This window comes from Anaerococcus rubeinfantis, assembly GCF_001487145.1.
Taxonomy (GTDB): domain Bacteria; phylum Bacillota; class Clostridia; order Tissierellales; family Peptoniphilaceae; genus Anaerococcus; species Anaerococcus rubeinfantis.
Genome location: NZ_LN913016.1, coordinates 1,395,722 through 1,417,866 on the forward strand (window position 1 = coordinate 1,395,722; position 22,145 = coordinate 1,417,866).

The 22,145-nt window shown below is 31.1% G+C and carries 21 protein-coding genes, 1 riboswitch and 1 other annotated feature; of the genes, 1 reads left to right on the plus strand and 20 read right to left on the minus strand.

Translation table 11 applies throughout. From position 1 onward, the window contains the following. Positions 1 to 331: 331 nt before the first annotated feature. From BN3265_RS09410 to BN3265_RS07715, 5 genes are all read right to left on the minus strand, one after another. The gene (locus tag BN3265_RS09410; protein ID WP_094777024.1) at positions 332 to 655 is read right to left on the minus strand and encodes a helix-turn-helix domain-containing protein; all 324 of its coding nucleotides are present in this window, start codon (positions 653 to 655) and stop codon (positions 332 to 334) included. A gap of 75 nt (positions 656 to 730) precedes the next feature. Next, the gene (locus BN3265_RS07700) at positions 731 to 985 is read right to left on the minus strand and encodes a putative Se/S carrier protein (RefSeq protein ID WP_058990995.1); all 255 of its coding nucleotides are present in this window, start codon (positions 983 to 985) and stop codon (positions 731 to 733) included. Beyond that, positions 985 to 2,259 carry a double-cubane-cluster-containing anaerobic reductase gene (locus BN3265_RS07705; protein ID WP_058990996.1) on the minus strand — a complete coding sequence of 425 codons (1,275 nt, stop codon included), beginning with the start codon at positions 2,257 to 2,259 and terminating at the stop codon, positions 985 to 987. Before BN3265_RS07705 ends, BN3265_RS07700 begins: the two co-directional genes overlap by 1 nt. Before the next feature lies 1 nt (position 2,260). Further along, on the minus strand, positions 2,261 to 2,998 hold the full coding sequence (locus BN3265_RS07710) for a hypothetical protein (protein ID WP_058990997.1): 738 nt from the start codon (positions 2,996 to 2,998) through the stop codon (positions 2,261 to 2,263). After that, on the minus strand, positions 2,995 to 3,741 hold the full coding sequence (locus BN3265_RS07715) for an acyl-CoA dehydratase activase (protein ID WP_058990998.1): 747 nt from the start codon (positions 3,739 to 3,741) through the stop codon (positions 2,995 to 2,997). Before BN3265_RS07715 ends, BN3265_RS07710 begins: the two co-directional genes overlap by 4 nt. Positions 3,742 to 3,931: 190 nt before the next feature. Here BN3265_RS07715 and BN3265_RS07720 point away from each other — a divergent pair, with 190 nt between their 5' ends. Next, positions 3,932 to 4,438, plus strand: coding sequence for a hypothetical protein (locus BN3265_RS07720; protein ID WP_058990999.1), 507 nt, complete (start codon positions 3,932 to 3,934; stop codon positions 4,436 to 4,438). Between the two features lie 586 nt (positions 4,439 to 5,024). On the opposite strand, the gene thiE is transcribed toward BN3265_RS07720, so the two are convergent. The 15 genes from thiE to BN3265_RS07795 all read right to left on the minus strand — a co-directional run bounded on the left by thiE (position 5,025) and on the right by BN3265_RS07795 (position 22,126). Next, positions 5,025 to 5,636, minus strand: a complete 612-nt coding sequence (gene thiE, locus BN3265_RS07725; RefSeq protein WP_058991000.1) for a thiamine phosphate synthase — start codon at positions 5,634 to 5,636, stop codon at positions 5,025 to 5,027. Further along, positions 5,633 to 6,454, minus strand: coding sequence for a hydroxyethylthiazole kinase (gene thiM / locus BN3265_RS07730; RefSeq protein WP_058991001.1), 822 nt, complete (start codon positions 6,452 to 6,454; stop codon positions 5,633 to 5,635). Before thiM ends, thiE begins: the two co-directional genes overlap by 4 nt. Then, positions 6,429 to 6,968, minus strand: a complete 540-nt coding sequence (thiW, locus tag BN3265_RS07735; RefSeq protein ID WP_058991002.1) for an energy coupling factor transporter S component ThiW — start codon at positions 6,966 to 6,968, stop codon at positions 6,429 to 6,431. The genes thiM and thiW overlap by 26 nt, the downstream gene beginning before the upstream one ends. Positions 6,969 to 6,976: 8 nt before the next feature. Then, entirely contained in the window at positions 6,977 to 8,131 is a 1,155-nt protein-coding gene (gene thiH, locus BN3265_RS07740) for a 2-iminoacetate synthase ThiH (RefSeq protein WP_058991003.1), read from the minus strand. 1 nt (position 8,132) lies between these two features. Beyond that, positions 8,133 to 8,897 carry a thiazole synthase gene (locus BN3265_RS07745; RefSeq protein ID WP_058991004.1) on the minus strand — a complete coding sequence of 255 codons (765 nt, stop codon included), beginning with the start codon at positions 8,895 to 8,897 and terminating at the stop codon, positions 8,133 to 8,135. Further along, positions 8,887 to 9,501: a sulfur carrier protein ThiS adenylyltransferase ThiF gene (gene thiF / locus BN3265_RS07750; protein WP_058991005.1), complete on the minus strand. Its 615-nt coding sequence runs from the start codon at positions 9,499 to 9,501 to the stop codon at positions 8,887 to 8,889. Before thiF ends, BN3265_RS07745 begins: the two co-directional genes overlap by 11 nt. A 1-nt stretch (position 9,502) precedes the next feature. Next, positions 9,503 to 9,700 carry a sulfur carrier protein ThiS gene (gene thiS / locus BN3265_RS07755; RefSeq protein WP_058991006.1) on the minus strand — a complete coding sequence of 66 codons (198 nt, stop codon included), beginning with the start codon at positions 9,698 to 9,700 and terminating at the stop codon, positions 9,503 to 9,505. Between the two features lie 324 nt (positions 9,701 to 10,024). Next, positions 10,025 to 10,125: riboswitch (TPP riboswitch) on the minus strand. A 41-nt stretch (positions 10,126 to 10,166) separates the two neighbouring features. Beyond that, positions 10,167 to 11,507, minus strand: coding sequence for a citrate synthase (locus BN3265_RS07760; RefSeq protein WP_058991007.1), 1,341 nt, complete (start codon positions 11,505 to 11,507; stop codon positions 10,167 to 10,169). Between the two features lies 1 nt (position 11,508). Further along, entirely contained in the window at positions 11,509 to 12,507 is a 999-nt protein-coding gene (locus BN3265_RS07765; RefSeq protein ID WP_058991008.1) for an isocitrate/isopropylmalate dehydrogenase family protein, read from the minus strand. Between the two features lie 2 nt (positions 12,508 to 12,509). Further along, the gene (locus BN3265_RS07770; protein ID WP_058991009.1) at positions 12,510 to 14,441 is read right to left on the minus strand and encodes an aconitate hydratase; all 1,932 of its coding nucleotides are present in this window, start codon (positions 14,439 to 14,441) and stop codon (positions 12,510 to 12,512) included. A 745-nt stretch (positions 14,442 to 15,186) separates the two neighbouring features. Then, entirely contained in the window at positions 15,187 to 15,954 is a 768-nt protein-coding gene (proC, locus tag BN3265_RS07775; protein WP_058991010.1) for a pyrroline-5-carboxylate reductase, read from the minus strand. A 567-nt stretch (positions 15,955 to 16,521) separates the two neighbouring features. After that, the gene (locus BN3265_RS07780) at positions 16,522 to 17,784 is read right to left on the minus strand and encodes a glutamate-5-semialdehyde dehydrogenase (RefSeq protein WP_058991011.1); all 1,263 of its coding nucleotides are present in this window, start codon (positions 17,782 to 17,784) and stop codon (positions 16,522 to 16,524) included. Next, the gene (proB, locus tag BN3265_RS07785; protein WP_058991012.1) at positions 17,753 to 18,547 is read right to left on the minus strand and encodes a glutamate 5-kinase; all 795 of its coding nucleotides are present in this window, start codon (positions 18,545 to 18,547) and stop codon (positions 17,753 to 17,755) included. The genes BN3265_RS07780 and proB overlap by 32 nt, the downstream gene beginning before the upstream one ends. Before the next feature lie 909 nt (positions 18,548 to 19,456). Beyond that, entirely contained in the window at positions 19,457 to 20,563 is a 1,107-nt protein-coding gene (locus BN3265_RS07790; protein ID WP_058991013.1) for a 5-methyltetrahydropteroyltriglutamate--homocysteine S-methyltransferase, read from the minus strand. Between the two features lie 109 nt (positions 20,564 to 20,672). Beyond that, positions 20,673 to 20,895 (minus strand) — a binding site (T-box leader). A 55-nt stretch (positions 20,896 to 20,950) separates the two neighbouring features. Continuing rightward, a complete protein-coding gene (locus BN3265_RS07795; RefSeq protein WP_058991014.1) occupies positions 20,951 to 22,126 on the minus strand; it encodes an iron-containing alcohol dehydrogenase in 1,176 nt (391 codons plus the stop codon). Positions 22,127 to 22,145 lie beyond the last annotated feature (19 nt).

Consider the following 22,145-nt stretch of genomic DNA (forward strand, 5'->3'; position numbering starts at 1 on the left):
ATGTATGTTGATTTGGCAATATTAAAGTATTTTAACAAGTCTTTTAGTTTGTATTTGTTTCTTAAGACTTCAATTGTTTCAGCAATTGTCTTATTTCTGCATCTGTCATTTGAGACAATTCTATCTTTTTTTTTATTGCATCATTTTCTAGTTGAAGCCAATAGTTTTTTTCTTCTAATTTCTTTATTTTTTCTTTTAATTGTGCTTCTGTTAATGATTGGTTTTCTGAATTGCTTATGTTTGTTGTTGATTCTATTTTAGTGTCTTTCGATTTACTTCGGTAAGTTTTGCATGTTTGAAGGTCTTCCCCTCTTTTTAGATTTCAGGTCTTCTATGCTTTTTCTCTAAAGTCTATTACCCACCTTGTTATTATTGACGGATTGTTTATTTTTAATTCATTTGCTAGGCTTTGATAGGACATTTCTCCTGTTAAATACAAGTTTACTACATTTAACTTAAATTCCAAAGTGTATTTTGTATTTTCTCTCTTTACTTTTAGCCCTTCATAACCTTGTGATTTGTATGCATTTACCCATCTTTTTACTATTTCCTGATGAGAAAGTTTATATTTTTCTGATAAAGATTTATATGAGATATTTGTTTCTAAATATTCCTTTACTACTTTCATTTTAAATTCTGTGCTATATTTTGCCATTAAAAAACTGACCTCCTTTAGTTAGTTTTTAGGTCTAACTTTTGGGGGTCAGTTCATTTTTCCCTCACCACTTTTTTATAGAAATTTATTTCTTTTTGTATTAAAATCTAATTCTGATTTATAAATTTCATCAATTTTTATCTTATTTTCTTTTGCCAAGGGCTCAATTTTTTTAATATCTTCCTTATTATATACATAAACTGAAACGCCACAAGCATGGCTCGCCTCTCTTGGTGTTGGGGCAAGGGTTGCTTTTATTTTTTCTTTTCTCAAGATTTCTAATAAATTTGTGGCTATGCTTGCATTTTCTACTAGGATAAAATATTTCATTAATCAAGCATTTCTATAAATGCACCAATTCTTGTTTTTAATTGTTCTGCATCTTCGTCTGTGTAGTCTGTTTCTATTCCAATGCATGGAATATTTTCTTCTTTTAATCTTTTTTCTACAAAATATCCTTCTGTATCGTAAATATTACAGAATTTAAGGTTGATATCTATAACTCCATCGGCATTGTATTCGTGATAAAGTCTTATTATATCGTCAATTCTTGATGTGTTTGGTGTAAAGCAAGCACAATTTATGCTTCCTAAATATCTTTGTGCAAGATTTTTAACTTCTGTATCCAAATCTCCCTTGGTTTCGTCTACTGGATTTTCTATATATCTAATTCCTGTACACAATTCTTCGCCAACAACTGCTCCACCGTTTGTTTCAATTATTTGGTGTAATTTCCAGTTTGGAATTGAAAGTGGTGTTCCTGTAAGAAGAATTCTTTTTGTTCCTTTTTCAAACATATGTACATTTTCCTTAACTCTTTGGTCAAGTTCATCGCAAAGTTCGTTTACTTTTTGGGTAAATCTTACTGGATCATCAAAAAATGAAATTTGTGTGATAAGAAGGGTATCTCTTCCTGAAATTGGAACATTGTCAAGTTTTCTAAAATCGTAAAGTCTTTGCATAGCACGTCTTTTGTTATTTATCATGACAATTGCATCGTGTAGGCTTTCTTCTGTGATTTTATTTCCTGTTAATTCTTCAATCCTATCTATATATAATTTGATTTCTTTTTCCCATTTTTTGAAATCTTCATCTCTTTTCATTTGTGGGATGTCCATTATATACATTGGAGCATCTTCTGCCAAAATTTCCCAAGCTTTTTTCTTGCCATCACAAGTTGTTTCTCCAACAAATAAATCAGCTATTCTAAAAAATGGACAAGTTCTGTCAAATCTTGCACCAAGTGATGCTTTTATTAAAGGACAAGTTGCTGTTGGTAATTTTTTCTCTCCACCTGGAACCCAAAATTGTGATCCTGAGCAAAGTCCTGTAGAAATTCCGTTTGCTGCCCATACAACTTCTTCAGGAACGTGGATACAAAAACTTCCTATAACTTTTTGTCCATTTTTTTGAGCTTCAATAAGTTCTGATGGTCTAGCCCCATGAATATCTGCAGCAACTGCATTAAAATAATCCATTTTTTCTGGTCTGTTTTCTTGTGATAAAAAAACATCCCCAAAAGCTTGTGGCAAAGCCTCGCACAATAAATCGTGTTTATCAAGGTCCATACTCAAATCGTCCCACATTTTATGATTTTTATCCATCTTATTTCTCCTTATATGTTAAAATTTCTTCCGCCTTATATATACATTTTTCAAAAGTAAAGTCAGGATTTTTTGACCTTACAATTTTATAGTCTCCGGAAATTTCTTTGTCGATAATCTCACAAGCTCCATAAGGACAAGTTGCTTTTATAATTTTTCTCTTAGTTTTTTTCTTATCGTATTTGGAACTAATTTTTTCAATAAAAGAAATTCTTTCATCCAAATCTTTGATAAATCTTATGTAAAATTCTAATTTATAAAGCAATGATCCACTTATAGTACTTTCTTCTAAATCTTTCAATAAATTTTTGATTTTTTTAAGTTTTTTCTGACTTTCCTCATAAATTTTTTCATCAAATTTTATTCCATCAAGATTTTCAAGATATGATTTAAGGTCATTTTTATAAACCACATTTTTATCAGTATTTTCTTTCAAAAATTTATTAAATTTCTCGCAATAAGAATCGACTACAAAAAATTTTGAAGCATATATAAGGGGGCATTTTTTTGTTTTTAGATAGGCTATTGTAGAATTTATTGGATCACAAATATTATCCAAATTAAAATAATCAAATATGTAGCTGTCTAGTCCAAGGATTGGATAGACAACAAAACCATAAGAGATCAAAAGTGCCTCAACTTTATCGGAAAAAACTCCAACTACGTTGTCCTTTTCCATTTTTGCATAAATTGCATCCACATAGGCATCTCTTCTGAAATCTTCTAGTTTGGTTTTCATAAAATAGCAGCTCCAATCGCTCCAGCAAATCTTCCATCAGGATGACTTTGAACATCCCCATCAAGTTTTTCTTCCAAAGATTTCATTATATATTCATTATTAGAAAAACCGCCTGTGAGAAAATATCCGTCATCAGATTTTTTTTGAGCAAGTTTTGAAACTTTTGAAACTATAGAATTTATAACCCCACTTGCTATATCTTCTCTTTTTGTTCCCTTTCCCATCAAAGAAACAACTTCAGATTCTGCAAAAACCGTACAAGTTGAAGAAAGTTCAATGTCCTTGCCCTTTTTTGCCATTTGGAAAAATTCATCTAAATCAAGACCAAGCCTGTTTGCCATAACTTCCAAAAATTTACCAGTCCCAGCCGAACACTTATCATTCATCAAAAAATCAATAACCCTGTCTTCATTTTGAACAATTACTTTTGTATCTTGTCCTCCAATGTCGATTACAGTCCTATCTTTTGATCCTAAAAAATGTGCTCCCTTGCCATGGGCGGTAATTTCTGTAATAACCTTGTCGGCAAAATCTACAGCAATTCTTCCATAACCTGTAGCAGTAATATGACTTTGATTTTTAGAATAACCCAAACTTTCCAATTTTTCGATTATTTTTCTACCAGTTTCCTTGCTATTCCATCCACTGCTTATAACTTCTTTGTAAAGTATTTCATTTTTTTCATTATTTAAGACAACAAATTTACTAGCTGTCGATCCAATATCTATACCAATATAATACATATTAACCTCTCTTATGTTACATGATAACACAACATGAAAACAGTTTCAAAATTTTTAATTTATTTTTTCACAAGTGATTTTAAATTTTTGATAAGTTATAAAATTTATCTTATCAGAGTTCTAAATCAGAATTTTTTCTGCTTTTTATTTTGGTCAAAATTAGTATAATAAAAGAAAAAAAGGGGGAATTATGGAAAATAAATTAGTTGAACTTTTAAATGAAAATTCATCCTTTGCTTATGGCTTTTTATTATATGAAGATGAAGAAAAAATTTTAATAAATAATCTTGATGACCAAGGAAGATTTGATGGATATACTTTGATTTCAAAAGATTTGGTTGAAATAAAAGAAAAATCAGATTTTTTAAAAAAATTAAAAATCTATAATGATTATTGGAAGTCAATAAGCATAGGAAAATCTGACAGCGAAGTTTTTAAAAATGAACCTGGTTTTTATAATATAGTAAAATATGCCAAGGACAATGAAAAAATAATAAATTTGGGAAAAAATTTGGATTATTACGAATTAATTTGTGGCTATGTAAAAGATATAGATGATGATTTTGCCACAATTGATGCAGTAGACCAAAACTCTGGTGAAATTTACGATGAGTTTGAAGTTGATATAAAGGAAATAAAATATATAGAAATAGAATCAATAGATAATATTTTGCTTAATTTTGTTAATAAAAAATAGGTTTGGAATATAATTTTATTGAATTTCTTCGAATAAATTCAATTTTTTGATTTATTTAATAAAAGAGATCTCTCCACACTAAAACCAATTTGCTTTGCAAATTTTCCCTTGATTTCACACTAGTTTTAGGGATAAATATGCCAAATCAAGGCATATTTATCAGGTCGAGATGGGTTGATTTTTTTTACTGCTAAAGTTTTTGAGTATTGTAAATTATTTACTATTTGAAATTTGCATAATATTATTGGTCTAGCTTAGTATTTAATTTAAATGTCGACTTTAAGATTTCAAATTTTATTTTTGTTTTCATTTTTAAAAATTATAATTTAAACTTTAGCTCAAAAATAAAGCAAACATTCACCCATCTCTAGCCTAGTTGAGATGGGTAATTGTCATACATTCTTAATTGCTAAAGAAGATTTGAATTCAAGATTTTACATCATAAAAATTTATTAATTCATTAAATCAAACAAAGAAACAGCCCATCTCGAGCGCAGTCGAGAGATCTCTTGGTTTTGTTTATCTTTTCATTTTACCAATTCTTTGAGATCTCTAACTATTTATCACTCGATATGGGTTTATTTTTTTATAATTCTTGAATTTTTTCTTTTAAACTGGAGCTTGTTTGGTAAACATCATCTGCGTCCATTATTGCTCTTACTACGCAAATCCCGTCGGCTTTTGAATTTTTTAATATATCTACATTTTCTATATTTAAACCGCCTATTGCATAAACGTCAATATCTACAGTCTCTTTTATTTTCTTAAAAGTTTCGACTGATGTTCTTTTGGTTTTTACATGGGTTTTTGTTTCAAAAATTGCCCCAACTCCCAAATAATTAGCCCCATCTTCTTGGGCTTTTTTTGCGGCTTCTACTGATTTTGCAGTAGCTCCTATTAATGCCTTTTCTCCCAAAAGTTTTCTACAAAGTGAAATTGGAAAATCATCTGCCCCCACATGAACCCCACATCCAAGCGCCCAGGCAAGGTGAGGCTTATCATCAATTAGCAAAGGAACCTTATATTCATCGCAGATTTTTTTAACTTTTTTTCCTAAATTTAAAATTTCAAGGTCTGTTTTTTCTTTTTCTCTTAATTGGAGAATATCAACTCCGCCTTTTAGGGCATCTTCAATTCTTTTTAAAAATTCTTCTTCTGTATATTTATCTGAATTTGTTACCAAATATAATTTTTTCAAAATTTTCCCTCTCTTATTTTTGCTCTTTTTATAATTTCATCATTTTTTATTTCAGAAATATTATCCATCAAATTTACAAAAAAGCTGTAGGGCCTATTTGTATCAGAAATTTCTCCAGATATTTCCAAAATCAAAAGTCCCAAAATTGAAGCCTCAATTGGATTTGTAACTGATAGGAAGGTAGAAATCAAACTTGTGAGCATACAACCTGTAGCTGTGATTTTTGATAGATTTTCGCACCCATTTTCTATCAAAAAATATTCTTTTTCATCTACTAAAATATCCGTTTTTCCTGTGATTAAAACTGTAGTTTGGTATTTTTTTGAAAGATCTTTTGAAATTTCAATGAATTTTTTAATATTTTCGCCTTCTAGCTTATCCTTATCTCCAACATCAACTCCCTTGGCGTTTGACTTGTTTTCACTTAAAGCCAAAATTTCTGATCCGTTTCCCTTTATTATTGAAAATTTATAGTTTTCTAAAAGTTTTTTAGAAAAATCAAATCTTAATTTGCTTGCACCAATTCCAACTAGGTCAATTATTACAGGAATATTCTTTTGATTTGCCAATTTTACGGCAAGCTCTATTGATTTTATTCTTGAATCTGTAATATTTCCAAGATTTACTGATAGAGAGTCAGAAATTCTTACTATATCTTCCATTTCTTTTGGATGTTCTGCACAAATCGCCTTTGCCCCTTGAAATAAAATCGCATTTGCAACCATATTTATAGCAATTGGATTTGTAATTGCATGGATCAATGGGGATTTTTCTTTTACCAAATCTCTATTTTTAAGAATATTTTTTAGATTTATCATATACATTTACTCCAAGTTTTTTTTGAATTTGATATAAAACTTTAGATTTTTGCAAAGTTTTTAGGAAAATATAGGCAAGGCTTCCTCCAATAATTGTTGCTATTATAAAGGAAGGAAGATAAAAATACCAGGTTATTTTTCCAGTACCATAAAATAATTTCATAACCGGATAGGAAACAAGGGCTCCAATCACTCCTGTTCCCAAAATTTCTCCGATTACAGCAGCTAATATACTTCCTTTTGATTTTCTGTAAAAAATTCCAGACAAAATCGCCCCAAAAACTTGCCCTGTTATTGCAAGGGGAGGAATTGCAAGAAGACTCATCCTTAAAAATGCCGTTATTATTCCATTTAAAAGCGAATACCAAGGACCCAAAAATACTGAGCAAACAATATTTACAAAGTGAGCCGTTGGAGCAAAACCTTCAAATCTTAAAATTGGTGAAATTACAACTCCAATTGTAACAAACATTGATAAGGTTAATAAAACAAGAAGGGAATTATTTTTTCTCATAAATTCTCCTAAACATTTATATAATCTGTGAAAACTGGAGTCATGCCTATTGATTTTAAATCTTTTATGGCATCATCACATGACCTATTGTCTGCAATTTCAAATTGTTCGTCCCCCTCGTCTTGGGATTTTTTGGACCTGTGGCCGATTGATGTATCTACTGATGCAGAAATTTTTGTTGCTGCATATTTTACTGCCAAATTTCTAAATTCACGGTCTTCTCTTGTTGAAAGAGTTATTGATGCAAATGGTAAAAATATCCTAAGAGCAAGCATGATTTGGAAAAATTTCTTATCATTTACTTCAAAAAATTTAAGCTTATCTGCCCCGTGAGTTGGTCTAATTCTTGGAAGAGAAATTGCAATTTCTGCATGAGGATATTTTTTTTGAATTTTTTGAGCGTGAAGGCCCAATTTAAAAGCTTCTTCTATTGGATCATTTAGTCCAAAAAGTGTTCCAAATCCCACTCCCCTAAATCCTGCCATCATTGCTCTTTCTTGAGTATCAATCCTATAAACCCAAGATCTTTTGTGGCCGTATGGATGGTAAAAATCATAAGTTTTTGGATTGTAAGATTCTTGGAAAACTGTAACAAAATCTGCTCCTGCTTCTTTTAATTTTTCATAATCAGAAACATTTGCAGGGTAAACTTCTATTCCTATTGTTTTAAAATATTTTTTTGCAATTTCACAAGCTTTTGCTATATATTCAACTGATGAAAATTTTTGACTTTCCCCTGTTAAAATTAAAACATCTTCTATGCCTGTTTCAGCTAGGGCCTTCATTTCTTCTTCAATTTCATCAAAATTTAATTTTGCCCTTTTTATATCAGATTTTGCCCTAAATCCACAATACCTACAAGAATTTTCACAATAATTTGCTATATAAATTGGTGAGAAAAGACAAACATTATTTCCAAAATATCTTACTCTTTTATCCTTTGCAAGCTCTCCCATTTTTTCTAAATAAGAAAGCGCCTTGTCTGATAAAAGATTGTAAAAATCTTCTTCATCAAGTCTTTCTTTTTCTAAACTTCTTAGAATATCGGCATCACTTACATTTTTATTTTTTATTTTTTTGTAATTATCTAAAACTTCGGTTTTTATATTTGAATCGATTATATCCATTTCTGGAAAATAATCAGTAACTTTTTTAATATTCATCTTAATCGAAAAAATCCCTCAATGGTGATGATGGATCAGCACCTTTTTCTAAAACTCTGCCTGGTTTTGAAAGACGAGCAAGACGTCCTGCTTCAATTCCAAGTTTAAAAGCTCTTGCCATCATTGTAATATCAGAAGCACTAGCAATTCCTGTATTTGCCATAATTGCAGCAGCTCCCATTTCCATTGCCTCCGCGGCTTGACTTGGAAGGCCAATTCCTGCATCAACAATAACTGGAAGGTCAACTTCTTCAATAATTATTTTTATAAATTCTTTTGTAACAAGTCCCTTGTTAGATCCAATTGGAGCAGCAAGTGGCATTATTGCAGCGGCTCCCGCATCTCTTAAATCTCTTGCATAATTTAAATCAGGATACATATAAGGAAGAACAACAAAGCCTTCATCAGCCAAAACTTTTGTAGCCCTCAAAGTTTGATCGTTATCTGGCAAAAGATATTTGCTATCTCTCATAATTTCAATTTTTACAAAATTTCCACAACCCATTTCTCTTGCAAGTCTTGCAATTCTAATTGCTTCATCGGCATTTCTTGCTCCAGAAGTATTTGGAATAATTGTAACGTGTTTTGGTATATAATTTAAAATATTTGCCACATCCTTTGTATTTGCGCGTCTTAGGGCAACTGTAATCATTTCACATTCTGCATTTTTTACAGCAGCATCAATTAGTTCAACAGAATATTTTCCACTTCCAAGAATAAATCTTGACTTAAATTCCTTGCCACCTAATATAAATTTATCTTCCATAAAAATCCTTCCTTATTTTTTTCAAACACTCAAGCGCCTCAAGGCTTGCCATAATTGAAACGTAGGCAAGATAAAGGCCATCCTTTTTTGCGTCTGATTTAAAATCACCAACCATAGTGATATTATTTATTTTTTTTACCTTAATATCTGAAATATCCCCAAGTCCTGCCATGCCCGATGCTGTAAAAAGAAATTTATTTTCTTTTTTTGAAAAATAATCAAAGGCCATAACCTTGGATTCTTTCTTGTCAAAAGCTTCAATAAAATAATCTGTTTTTCCAACAATTTCATCCATATTTTTTTCATCCAAATACATATTTTTTGCATGAACTTTTGTATAGGGAATGGTTTCTTCGATTATTTTTTTTGTTGCTAGGACTTTTTCTTTGCCTATATCAGAAATTTTATAATTTTGCCTGTTTAAATTTGAATATTCAACCTTGTCAAAATCATACAAATAAATTTCTCCAATACCTGCTCTTGCCAAAATCATGGCAACATTTGAGCCAAGTCCCCCACAACCCAAAATTGAAACTTTAGAATTTTTAAATATTTGGTTATCATCATTTTTTTGTCTTTTTAAAATTTTATCTCTTAAATCCAAATCAACCCCCTCCAACAAAGGAAAAAACTTCAACCTTATAGCCATCTTTTACAAGAAAATTTTTAAAATTTTCTCTTTTTACAAGCTCTTCGTTGACTTCGACAGCCACAAAGTGAGGATCAAATTTATTTTCTTTTAAAAATTCATACAAGGAAATTTTATTTTTTATTTTTACTTCCTTGCCATTTATTAAAACCATATTCACCTCCTAAAAAAAAGAACACAAATAGAAACCATACCCGAGGTGGTATGCCCCATTTGTGTTCGACACATAGATAAATAGACATTTGCAGGATCAAAAAAAGACCCTTCACTAGGTTCTCAAATTGTTTACAAACCAAATTCCTAGCCCATTTCGAGCGAATGTAATGAGTCGAGAAATCTCATGAGATCTCTCCATGCGTTCGTTTCACTCACTTAGTCGAGATGGGTCGTAGCGTAATTTTATTTTAAAATAAATAATAAATTACAAAATTGACTTTGTCTAAATTAAAAGACCCTTCACTAGGGTCTTTAAACTTCTTTTATAAAATCATCGCTTTCTTACGCAGGTTTTAACCTTTTCAAGTTTAAAGGGTTAATGGAAAATCCATCTCTCAGCCAAAAGCACCCCTAGCTATTTTTATTATAGGACAAATTTATTTAATTTGCAAAATTTTTTAAAATCACCTTTCATCCATTGATAAATATTTTTTTGTTTGGCTCAAGGACTTATAGGCTGGTCTTATTATTTTTGAATCTTCAATTTGTTCAAGCCTGTGAGCTGACCAACCGACTGTTCTTGCTATGGCAAAAATTGGAATATATAAATCTTTTGGAATATCTAACATTTCATAGCAAAATCCTGAATACAAATCTACATTTGCACAAATTGGATAAGACTTATTGAGTCTTTCCATCAAAATTTCTCCCCCAATTTTTTCAATTTTTTCTATAAATTCAAAATCTTTTTCTCGATTTTTAATTTTTGAAAGCTCTCTTGCCTTATCTTTCAACAAAACTGCCCTTGGATCTGAAAGGGTATAAACTGCATGGCCCAAACCATAAATCAAACCCTTTTTATCAAAGGCCTTTTTGTCCAAAATTTTCTCCAAATATTCTTTTATTTCTTTTTCATCTTCTATATTTTGTAAATTTCCCCTAATATTTTCAAGCATTAGGCTTACTTTTAAATTTGCTCCCCCGTGCCTTGGGCCTTTGAGGGAACCAAGTCCTGTAGAAATTGCAGAATATGTATCAGTTCCTGATGATGAAACTACGTGGGTTGCAAAGGCTGAATTGTTTCCTCCTCCGTGTTCTGCATGAATTATTAATAATAAATCCAAAATTTCAGCCTCTTCTTTTTTATATTTTTGGTCTGCCCTTAACATTGAAAGAATATTTTCAGCAATTGACTTATTTTCATCTTGGTTATGAATTATCAAAGATTTTCCATCAAAATTGTGGATTTTTGCTTGGTAGGAATAAATTGCAATTATGGGCATTTTTGAAATTAAAGAAAGTGATTGGGCCAAAACATTTAAAGTATCAGTATCATCTGGATTATTATCGTAAGAATAAAGGGCAAGAACTGATCTCATCATTATGTTCATGATATTATTTCCCGGAAGATTTAAGATTGTATCTTCAAAAAATTTGTTTAGAAGCTTTCTTTCTTCAACAAGGATATTTTTAAAATCCTCAATTTCTTTTTTATTTGGAAGTTTATTAAATAATAAAAGATAGATTACTTCTTCAAATCCAAGCCTTTTTGTCTTATTAAAATCAGCGACCATGCTGGTTAAAGGAAATCCTCTATAAAAAAGTTCCCCATCTTTTGGAATTTTTTCTCCATTTTCAATTTTATAACCAAAAACATCCCCGACCTTGGTCACTCCAACCAAGACTCCGGTTCCATTTTTATTTCTAAGCCCTCTTTTTATGGAAAATTTATCGTAAATCTCCTTTTCGATTGTATTTTCCTTTTTTATTTCTTTTGAAAGGGATTTTAATTTCTTTTTATCCATCTTAGGCCTCCAAATTTTTAATTATTTCTTGGGTGATTTTTTCCAAACTTGCATCTCCTCCCAAATCTTTTGTATGGTTTTTCTTATCTTCCATTGTCTTTTCAATAGATTTTCTTAATTTTTTGGACAAATTTCCTTCCCCAATATCATCAAGCATAAGAGATGCTGTAAGTAAAATTGCAATAGGATTTGCCAAATTTTTCCCAGCAATATCAGGAGCAGAACCATGAACAGATTCATAAATTGAAATATCCTCTCCCTTATTTACTCCAGGAACTAAACCAAGTCCCCCAACAAGGCCTGCCCCCAAATCTGACAAAATATCCCCATATAAATTTTCAGTAACAAGGACGTCAAATTTATTAGGATTTTGAACCATTTGCATGGCAGTATTATCAACCAAAAGTTCTTCAAATTCTATATTTGGGAAAGAATTGGAAGTTTCTCGCCCAACATTTAAAAACAAACCGTCAGTAAATTTCATTATATTTGCCTTGGTAACTATGGTTACTTTTTTCCTATTAAATTTTTGGGCGTACTCAAAGGCAGCTTTTATAATTCTTTCAGATTTTTTTCGTGTTATGACCTTTATTGAATGAAATTCATCATCAGAAATTTTTTCTTCAAGCCCCATATACAAATCTTCAGTATTTTCTCTGAAAATTACCATATCAACATTTTCATATTTTGTTTTAATATTTTTGATTGATTTTATTGGCCTAATATTTGCAAAAAGATCGTATTTTTTCCTAAGTTCAACATTAATTGACCTAAAACCATGGCCAATTGGGGTTGTGATTGGGCCTTTAATGGCAATTTTATTTTTTTCAATTGATTTAAAAACATCATCTGGTATAAAGGTATTTTCTTTTTCAAAAACGCTCGCTCCAGCATTTACTTCTTCAAATTCAACCTTTGAACCCAAGGCCTTTAAAACTTTTTTCATAGAATCGCAAATTTCTGGACCGATTCCATCTCCTTTTATTAAAGTTACTTTCATACTTACTCCAATTCTAAATTTTTGGCATAATTTATATATCCGCCCATTTTTAAAATTTCAATTTCTCTTTTTGAAAATTCGCCTTTAACTTTTATTTCTATATCCTTATCCAAATCTTTTAAAATAAATTTTCCACTTTCCAAAGACTTATCTATATTTTTTATTTGAATATTATCAAATTCAGACAATTTTTCATAATCTTTTTCATTTTCAAATTCTAGTGGCAAGATTGCATTGTTAATCAAATTTGACCTGTGGATTCTTGCAAAAGATTTGGCAATAACCGCCTTTATATTCAAATACAAAGGAATAAGGGCAGCGTGTTCTCTTGATGAGCCTTGACCATAATTTACACCCGCAACAATTACTCCACCAGAATTTTCCTCTGCTCTTTTTTTGAAATCATCGATTTTTGTTGTAAAGGCAAATTCTGATAAGTATTCTATATTTGACCTAAATGGCAAAAGTCTAGCATTTGATGGGCAAATATCATCAGTCGTAATTCCATCGCCTGCCTTATAAATTATTTTTGAATTTATTTCAGAAACTGAACTTGCCTTTGGAAATGGCTTAATATTTTTCCCTTTTACAGTTTCTTTAATTCTTTTTGATAAATCTTCTTCCCTTTTTATAAAATAAGCATCAGTGTGGTCAAAAATAATATTTTCTTCAAAATCTTTTTTAAAACGAGCATCTTTAGGATTTGATATGTAGCCATTTATGGCAGAAATCGCACAAGTTTCTGGACTTGCCAAATAAATTTTAGCATCAATTGTCCCAGATCTTCCCTTAAAATTTCTATTAAAAGACCTTAGAGAAATTCCGCCAGCTTTTGGAGCTTGGCCCATGCCGATACAAGGCCCACAACCCGATTCCAAAATCCTCGCTCCAGCCTTAATCATTTTTGCAAGGGCCCCGTTTTCTGATAATTTTTCCAAAATTGTGGCAGATCCAGGACTAATTACAAGAGAAACATCAGGATGAACTTTTTTTCCGTCAAGAATTGAAGCAACTTTCATCATATCCATATAAGATGAATTGGTACAAGATCCGATTGCAACTTGGTCGATTTTTACTTTCTCCATTTCAGAAATTTTTTGGTATTGGTCTGGAAAATGAGGCCTTGCCACAGCAGGTTCGATTTTTTCCAAATCAATTTCCATGATTTCATCATAAAAAGCATCCTCGTCTGCTTCTAATTTTTTATAATCTTCTTTTCTATTTTGACTTTTTAAATATTTTAAAGTGTTTTCATCAGATGGAAAAATTGAAGTCGTCGCCCCAAGTTCTGCTCCCATATTACAAATTGTCGCCCTGTCTGTTACTGACAAAGATTTTACACCTTCTCCAGAATATTCCATTATATATCCAGTTCCGCCTTTTACAGATAATTTCCCCAAAATATATAAAATTAAATCCTTGGCATTTACATAATCTTTCAAAGAATTTTTAAGACTAATATTATAAATTTTTGGAACCTTTACAAAATAAAATCCCTTTGCCATAGCAACTGCAACATCAAGACCACCTGCTCCGATTGCAATTTGACCCAAGGCACAGCCCGTTGGAGTGTGAGAATCAGAACCCAACAAAGTTTTTCCAGGCTTTCCAAATTGTTCCAAATGAACTTGGTGGCAAATTCCACAGCCAGCTTTTGAAAAAGTTATGCCAAATTTATTAGCAGCAGATTTTATAAACTCATGGTCGTCAGCATTTTCAAATCCCTCTTGTAAAATATTGTGGTCTATGTAGGCGAGAGATTTTTCAGTTTTTACATCCTCAATGTCCATAGCTTCAAGTTGTAAATAAGCCATGGTTCCCGTAGAATCTTGAGTTAAAGTTTGGTCAATTTTAATAGCAATTTCATTTCCAGTTTTTATTTCACCTTGTAAAAGATGATTTTCTAAAATTTTTATAGCTAATGATTTTTTCATTTAATACTCCTTACTTTACTATATTATTGTAATAATTATACACTGAAGTAAAATAATTTCCAAAAAAATATCCCACAAATTGTGAGATAAGATTAGAATTTCAAATTGTAAAAAGTTAAAAATTAAAATATCTATTAATGATAATTCGAAGAAAAAATAAATCAAAATTAAAGTCAATAAAAGAGATCTCTCCACAAGGTCGAGATGGGGAATTATTTGATATTTCTAATTACTTAAGTTTTTAATTTGATTTTTATTTTATTATTTTCTTAATTATCTAAATCCTATAATAATACAAACCGAAGAAAAACCCATCTCGAGCGACAGTCGAGAGATCTCATAAGTTAAACTTTGATTTATAATTTTACTTGTTCCTTGAGATTTCTCCGCATGGTCGAAATTGTAATGTTTTGATGTTTTATTTGCTAAAGGTTAAATTTAATTATACTTATTATTTTTTAGAGATCTCTCCACTCCCTCCAGTCGGTCGAGATGGGTTATTGTTTGATTTTATTAATTGCTAAAGGTTTTATAATTGAATTATCAATATTTTAAAATTCATTAATCTATAATTTGAAAAATTTTTAAATTAAAATTTTAAAAAATATTATTTTATACTTCAGTGATTAAATCCATAAAAAATTAACCCATCTCGAGCCTAGTCGAGAGATCTCTGAATTATTTTTGCTGGTAAAAAAATAAATTCATGGAAAATTTTATTCTAAAAAATTCCCATGAATTTAACTTACATATTCCTAGCCTTATTAAAAGAAGCCTCAACCGCCTTTATTAATCCTACCCTAAAATTATTTTCTTCCAAGGCCTTTACGCCCTCGATTGTTGTTCCTTTTGGACTTGTTACCTTATCTTTTAAATATCCCGGATGATCTCCTGATTCTTCCATTAATTTTGCAGATCCTATTATGGTTTGGGCGATTAATTTATAAGAAATATCTCTTTTAAGTCCACACAAAACAGCCCCATCGGACAAGCCTTCTATAAATAAATCTACAAAAGCAGGCAGACAACCATTTACAATACTTGCTGCATCAAATTGATTTTCGTCAATTTTTATAGCCTTTCCAAATGATGAAAAAATTTCCAAAACATTTGAAAATTCACCATCACTCACATTTGAATTTGGGCAAAGAATTGACATCCCTTCCCCAACAGATGCAGGAGTATTTGGCATGGTCATGACAATTTTTTTGTCAGATCCCAATAAATTTTCAAGTTTTTCAAGAGTAAAACCTGCAGCAATTGAAACAAAGACTTTATTTTCTAACAAATCTTTTATTTCATCAATCACTTCTTTATAATAATTTGGTTTTACAGCCAAAATTATATAATCAGAATTTTCTACGACTTTCCTATTTTCCATTATAGAAACTTCTTTATCCTTAAAAAATTCTAAATTTGATCCCCTATTAGATAAAAAAAGTTCATTTTGACCCAAAAGTCCTTTAGAAATAGCAGAACCCATGTTGCCAATGCCGATAATACCAATTTTCATATTTCCTCCTTATAGAAAAATATATTATTTATCTTAAAATTAATCATTTATTAAATTTATACTTCGTAAACTTAGGGCGGAAGGAACAGGGGACTTCCGATTGTCCCCTTTTTCCTTCCCCCTAAGGACCCCCATCTTTATAACCCCTTAACCGGCCCTTGCAGGGAGCAAAATTAGAAAGAAACTTGCGTTTCTTTCGTTTTTTAATTTGATTATCCAAATTTAATAAAGATAAGTACCCAAAATAAATAAATTCTAAGTTCATTAAAAGAGAAAAAATAACTCACTAACGTTCAAACAATTTTTTCTCTAATAATGAACTTGAATTTATAATTATTTTTAAACAATACTCAGCCTTTAAAAACTTGAAAGAAGCGTAAGCTTCTTACAAAACTAGCTCCATGCAATGGTCGGTTGCAGGGGGGCAAAAAAGTGGGGGTCGTTAGGGGGAGGAAAAAGGGGGAGAATCGAAACTCCCCCATTTCCTCCGCCCTAACATTACGAAGAATTATTTTTATATAATAATTTATTATAAAATCCAAATTTCTAAAATAATCTTAAAAAAGATTATTCCCTAATTTGCCCTTGCCCCAAAATCACATATTTATAAGTTGTAAGCTCATTTAATCCTACTGGTCCTCTGGCGTGGAGTCTTTGGGTTGAGATTCCTATTTCTGCTCCAAAGCCGAATTCTGAACCGTCTGTAAATCTTGTTGATGCGTTTACATAAACGCAAGCTGAGTCTACTTCTTCTACAAATTTGTTTGCTGCTTCTATTTTTTCTGTAATTATTGCATCGGAATGGCCTGTGGAATATTTGTAAATATGGTCAATCGCATCATCTATACTTTCAACTTCTTTTACTGAAAATTCGTAGTCCAAATATTCTTTCCCATAATCTTCATCACTTGCAGGGATTGCTCCCTTTATTTTTCCTATAGAATTTTCACAAGCGTGGACTTTTAACTTATATTTTTCTACAATTTTATTTAGCCCATCATAAAAACTTTGGTCGATGTCTTTGTGAACGACTAAACTTTCAAGGGCATTGCACACGCCTATTCTTTGGGTTTTGCCGTTTTCAAAAATTTTTAAGGCTTTTTCAATATCTGCATACTTATCAACATACAAATGGCAATTTCCCACTCCAGTTTCAAGAGTTGGGACGCTTGCATTTTTTACAACTGCATTTATCAAAGATGCTGAACCTCTTGGGATTAACAAGTCTACATAGCCATTTAATTTCATAAGTTCAGTTGATGAATCTCTCGTAGTATCATCAATTATTTGGACAATATTTTCATCAAAACCTGTATTTTTTATTCCTTCTCTGATTGCATTTGCAATGGCAAGAGAAGAATTTATAGCTTCTTTTCCACTTCTTAAAATTATGGAATTTGATGATTTGATTGCAAGAATTGATGCATCCAAGGTTACATTTGGTCTTGCCTCATAAATCATTGCCAAAACTCCAATTGCAACAGATTTTTTCCCAATCAAAAGTCCATTTTCAAGAGTTCTCACATCTGTCATTTTTCCAATTGGATCAGGAAGTTTTATCATTTGATCAATTGATGAAATCATTGAATCAATTCTCTCATCATCAAGTTTAAGCCTATCAAGAAGACCTTCTGCCATATTATTGGAAAGTCCCTTGTCATAGTCTTTTTTGTTAGCATCAAGAATATTTTCCCTGTTTTTTTCCATGGAAATTTTTATATTTTCCAAAATTTTATTTTTATCTTTTGTTGAAAGCTTTACAAAATCTTTTTTAGCTTTTTTGGAAAGCTCTCCCATTTTAGTCAATTTTTCTTTTAAAGATTGTCCCAATTTCTTCACCTTTCACTATTCTTCTAATATTTTTCAAATCTTTTGAATTTGCAATTACCGTATCAATTCCCTTTTCCATACAAAGGTTAGCTGCATTAATTTTTGTAGCCATCCCACCTGTTCCAAGTTTTGAATAAGAATCCTTGCCCATTGACCTTAATTTTTCATCAATCACATTAACTTCTTTGATTAATTTCGCATCCTTATTAATTCTTGGATCATCCGTATAAAGCCCGTCAATATCTGACAAAAGCATAAGCAAATCAGCATCAACTAATTTTGCTACCACAGATGATAGGGTATCATTGTCCCCAAAATCAATTTCGTAAGTAGAAATCGTGTCGTTTTCATTTACAATTGGAATAACATCCATTTCCAACAAATCATTTATAGTATTTTTGGCATTAAAATTCATAACATTGTTGGTTTCAACCATTCTTGTAAGAAGAATTTGCCCGATAGAATACCCATATTCCGCAAAAGCTTTGAGGAAAGTATTCATCAAAGTAACCTGACCAACGGCAGCTGTAGCTTGTTTTTTGCTAATATCATTTCTAGGTCTTTTAATAGAAAGCCTGTTTGCCCCAGTTGCAATCGCACCAGATGAAACCAAAATCACCTTAATGCCCTTGTTTTCCAAATTTACAATCTCTTTCGCCAAATCCTCAATTCTTTCAATATCAACTCCACCATTTTCATGGCTTACAGAAGAAGATCCGACTTTTATAACTATTTTTTTTAATTCATTACTAAATTCTCTCATATTTTTTTCACCATATTATATTTTATAAGAAAACACAAAAATAAGCAATTTAAAACACCCATTTTGGTTAGGTGTTGGGAGGAGATTTTAGGAGTTTTTGATTCTAAAGTTTAAATTTAATTGTAAGCATAATTTTATAAGAGATCTCTCCACACTAAAACCAATTTGCTTTGCAAATTTTCCCTTGATTTCGCACTAGTTTTAGGGATAAATATGCCAAATCAAGGCATATTTATCAGGTCGAGATGGGTGATTGTTAGAGGGTTTTAATTGCTAAAGTTCAAGTTTAATTACACGCATAATTTTATATGAGATCTCTCCACAAGGTCAAGATGGGTAATGGTAGGATTCTTTTAATTGCTAAAGTTTAAATTTTTATTTTTTACTTCATTAACCTTATATTAAAATAATATAAAACGAAGATATAACCCATCTCGAGCGTAGCCGAGAGATCTCTTGCATTAAATTTATCTTGTAAATTCACTCTTACACTGACGTCTAAACAACGGAAAGATTATAGGTTATTGTTAAAGGGTTTTAATTGCTAAAATTCAAATTTAATTATACGCATAATTTTATATGAGATCTCTCCACACTAAAACCAATTTGCTTTGCAAATTTTCCCTTGATTTCGCACTAGTTTTAAGGATAAATATGCCAAATCAAGGCATATTTATCAGGTCGAGATGGGGGATTATGGTATGTCTTTAATAGCTAAAGGTTTTTATATAATTTCCTTATAAATTAATTATTTTTACTTAATTAACCATATATTTAAATAATAAAAAGCGAATGTATAACCCATCTCGAGCGTAGTCGAGAGATCTCTTTATTAGCTTTTGCTCTTAATTCTCCCTTCCCTTGAATTACCTCAATCCAAAAATCCAATTTCCTACTACCAACTTCTTCCTACAAAACCTCCTCCGCTACTTCTTTTAATAGTTTAATTTTTTTCCATTGGTCTTCTTCTGTAAGTTTATTTCCTTCTTCTGTGGAGGAGAACCCGCATTGTGGGGATATTGCAATTTGGTCTTTGTCTAGGTATTTTTTGGCTTCATTTATTCTTTTTATCAAATCTTCTTTCTTTTCAAGCTCTCCATTTTTGCTTGTAACTATTCCTAAGACTACTTTTTTTCCTTTTGGAACTTTTTTTAAAGCTTCAAAAGATCCTGATCTTTCATCGTCATATTCTAGGAAAAATCCATTTACATGCTCATCTTTTAATAAATAATCGGCAATATTATCATATCCACCCTTAAAATGGAAAGATGATTTATAATTTCCCCTACAAATATGGGTCAAAACATTTAATCCTTCTGGCGCCTTGTCTATTGCCTTGTTATTTATTTTCAAATAAGTTTTCTTTAATTTTTCAACATCTTTTCCATCATTTTCGTATTCTTTTATTGCATCTTCATCAACCAAGGCTCCCCATGTGCAATCGTCAATTTGTAAAGTCCTACAACCAAGATCATAAATTTCTTGGAAAAATTCCCCATAAGCCTTTGCTACATCTTCTATAAAATCATCTTCATTTTCATAGATCTCTCCCTCTCCAATTTGCCTATAAACTGTCCTCAATAATTGGGCAGGAGCAGGTATTGTTTGTTTTGCCTTTACATCGTCTTCTTCAAATTTTTGCACATATTTAAAATGTTTTAAAAACGGATGATTTGTACCGGAAATTTTTCCTACAATTTTTACTGAATCAGGTCTTAAAACTTCTCCGTGAAATTTTATTCTCTCATTTTCAGCCAAGGTATATTTTTCAATTCCATTTAGGCCCCAGAAAAAGTCATAGTGCCACCAACTTCTCCTAAATTCACCGTCTGTAATAAATTTAAGATCAGCCTCTTTTTCTTTTTTAATAAGTTTTTCGATTTCTTCATCCTCAATTTTTTTAAGGTCAATTTCATTAATTTTTCCATTAGAAAAATCTTCTCTCGCTTTTTTAATTCTTTCTGGTCTTAAAAAAGATCCTACGATATCGTATTTGTGTGGTGCTCTTATTGTCATTTTTTTCTCCTTAAAAATATAAATTTTTAGGCCTAAGTTAAAATTGGTTTTGTAATTGGAATTTTAAAAATTTCTAATAAAAAAGTCCTTACTATAATCAAATGATTATAATAAGGACGAAATTTTCCGCGTTACCACCTTAATTGCATATATCTTATGCCGCTTCAGATACATTCATATCCTATCTCTGTAACGGGAGAAACCGTCTTGTCCTAAATATCGAACAAGCCCATCGGAGGCCATTTTCATTTTTGCTTTGTTTTATTCCATCTCAGCTTACGGAACTCTCTTTGAAAACTCTGCTAAATTACTTTTCTCGTTTTATGGTTTATTAATCTTCTAACTTGTTTTTTATTCTAGCAAGGATTTTTCCTTTTGTCAAATTTTTTAATCCTCAAGGCACATTTGGTAAATTTTTTTCACATCTTCAGGGTGAAGTTCAACAAAACCATTTATTTTTCCATTTTTGCCACAAGCCTTCTTGCTCATTTGGTCAAAATATTCTTCATCTATACCGATTTCTTTAAGATTTGAATCAAGTCCTAGGGTTTCAAAGAAAAATTCTTTTGTTTTTGCTATAGCTTTTTTTGCAACTTCCATTTGGTCAAGATTTTTGTCAATACCAAAAACATTTACTCCCAAATCATAGAATTTGTGAACAGTTTTCTCACTCAAAACATATTCCATCCATCTTGGTGTCAAAATCGCAAGACCAAGACCATGGGTTATATCATAAAAGGCTGAAAGTTCGTGTTCGATTGGGTGAACTGTCCAAGCAGCCTTTGCAGAGTTTGCAATAAAATCATTGATTGCCCAAGAAGATGCCCACATAAGATTTGCCCTTGCCTCATAATTTTCTGGATCTTTCATGGCAATTGGACCGTATTTTATTACAGTTTTCATCAAAGATTCCATAATTCTATCAAGCATAAACATTGAATCATCAACATTAAAATAAGATTCAAAAATGTGAGATAAAATGTCACTAGAACCACAAGCTGTTTGGAATTCATTTACAGAATATGTGATTTCTGGATTTAAAAATGAAACTTTTGGTCTAGTGTCAGGATGGCCTGATGAAAGTTTTTCTTTTGTTTCAGGATTTGTAATAACCCCGCCATTATCCATTTCAGAACCAGTTGCAGCCATAGTAAGAACTGATAAAAGTGGAATTGCAGGGCTCATTGGCTTTCCTTTGGAAATAAATTCCCAAGGATCAAAATCTGCACAAGCCCCAGCTGCCATAAATTTGGATGCATCAATTGTAGATCCACCACCAACAGCAAGAATTGCACCGATATTATTTTCCTTGATTATTTTGACCCCTTCTCTTACAGAATCAATCCTAGGATTTGGTTCAATTCCAGAAAGCTCAAAAATTTCAACTCCAGAATTTTTAAGCTCGCTTACTACCTTATCATAAACCCCATTTTTCTTGATAGATCCACCACCATAAGTTATAAGCACCTTATCAGCATATTTTTTAACTTCCTCGCCCACAAAATCAAGAGCGTCTTTCCCAAAATGTATTTTTGTTGGAATATCATAAGTAAAATCTAACATAAATCCTCCTTTTTTTCTC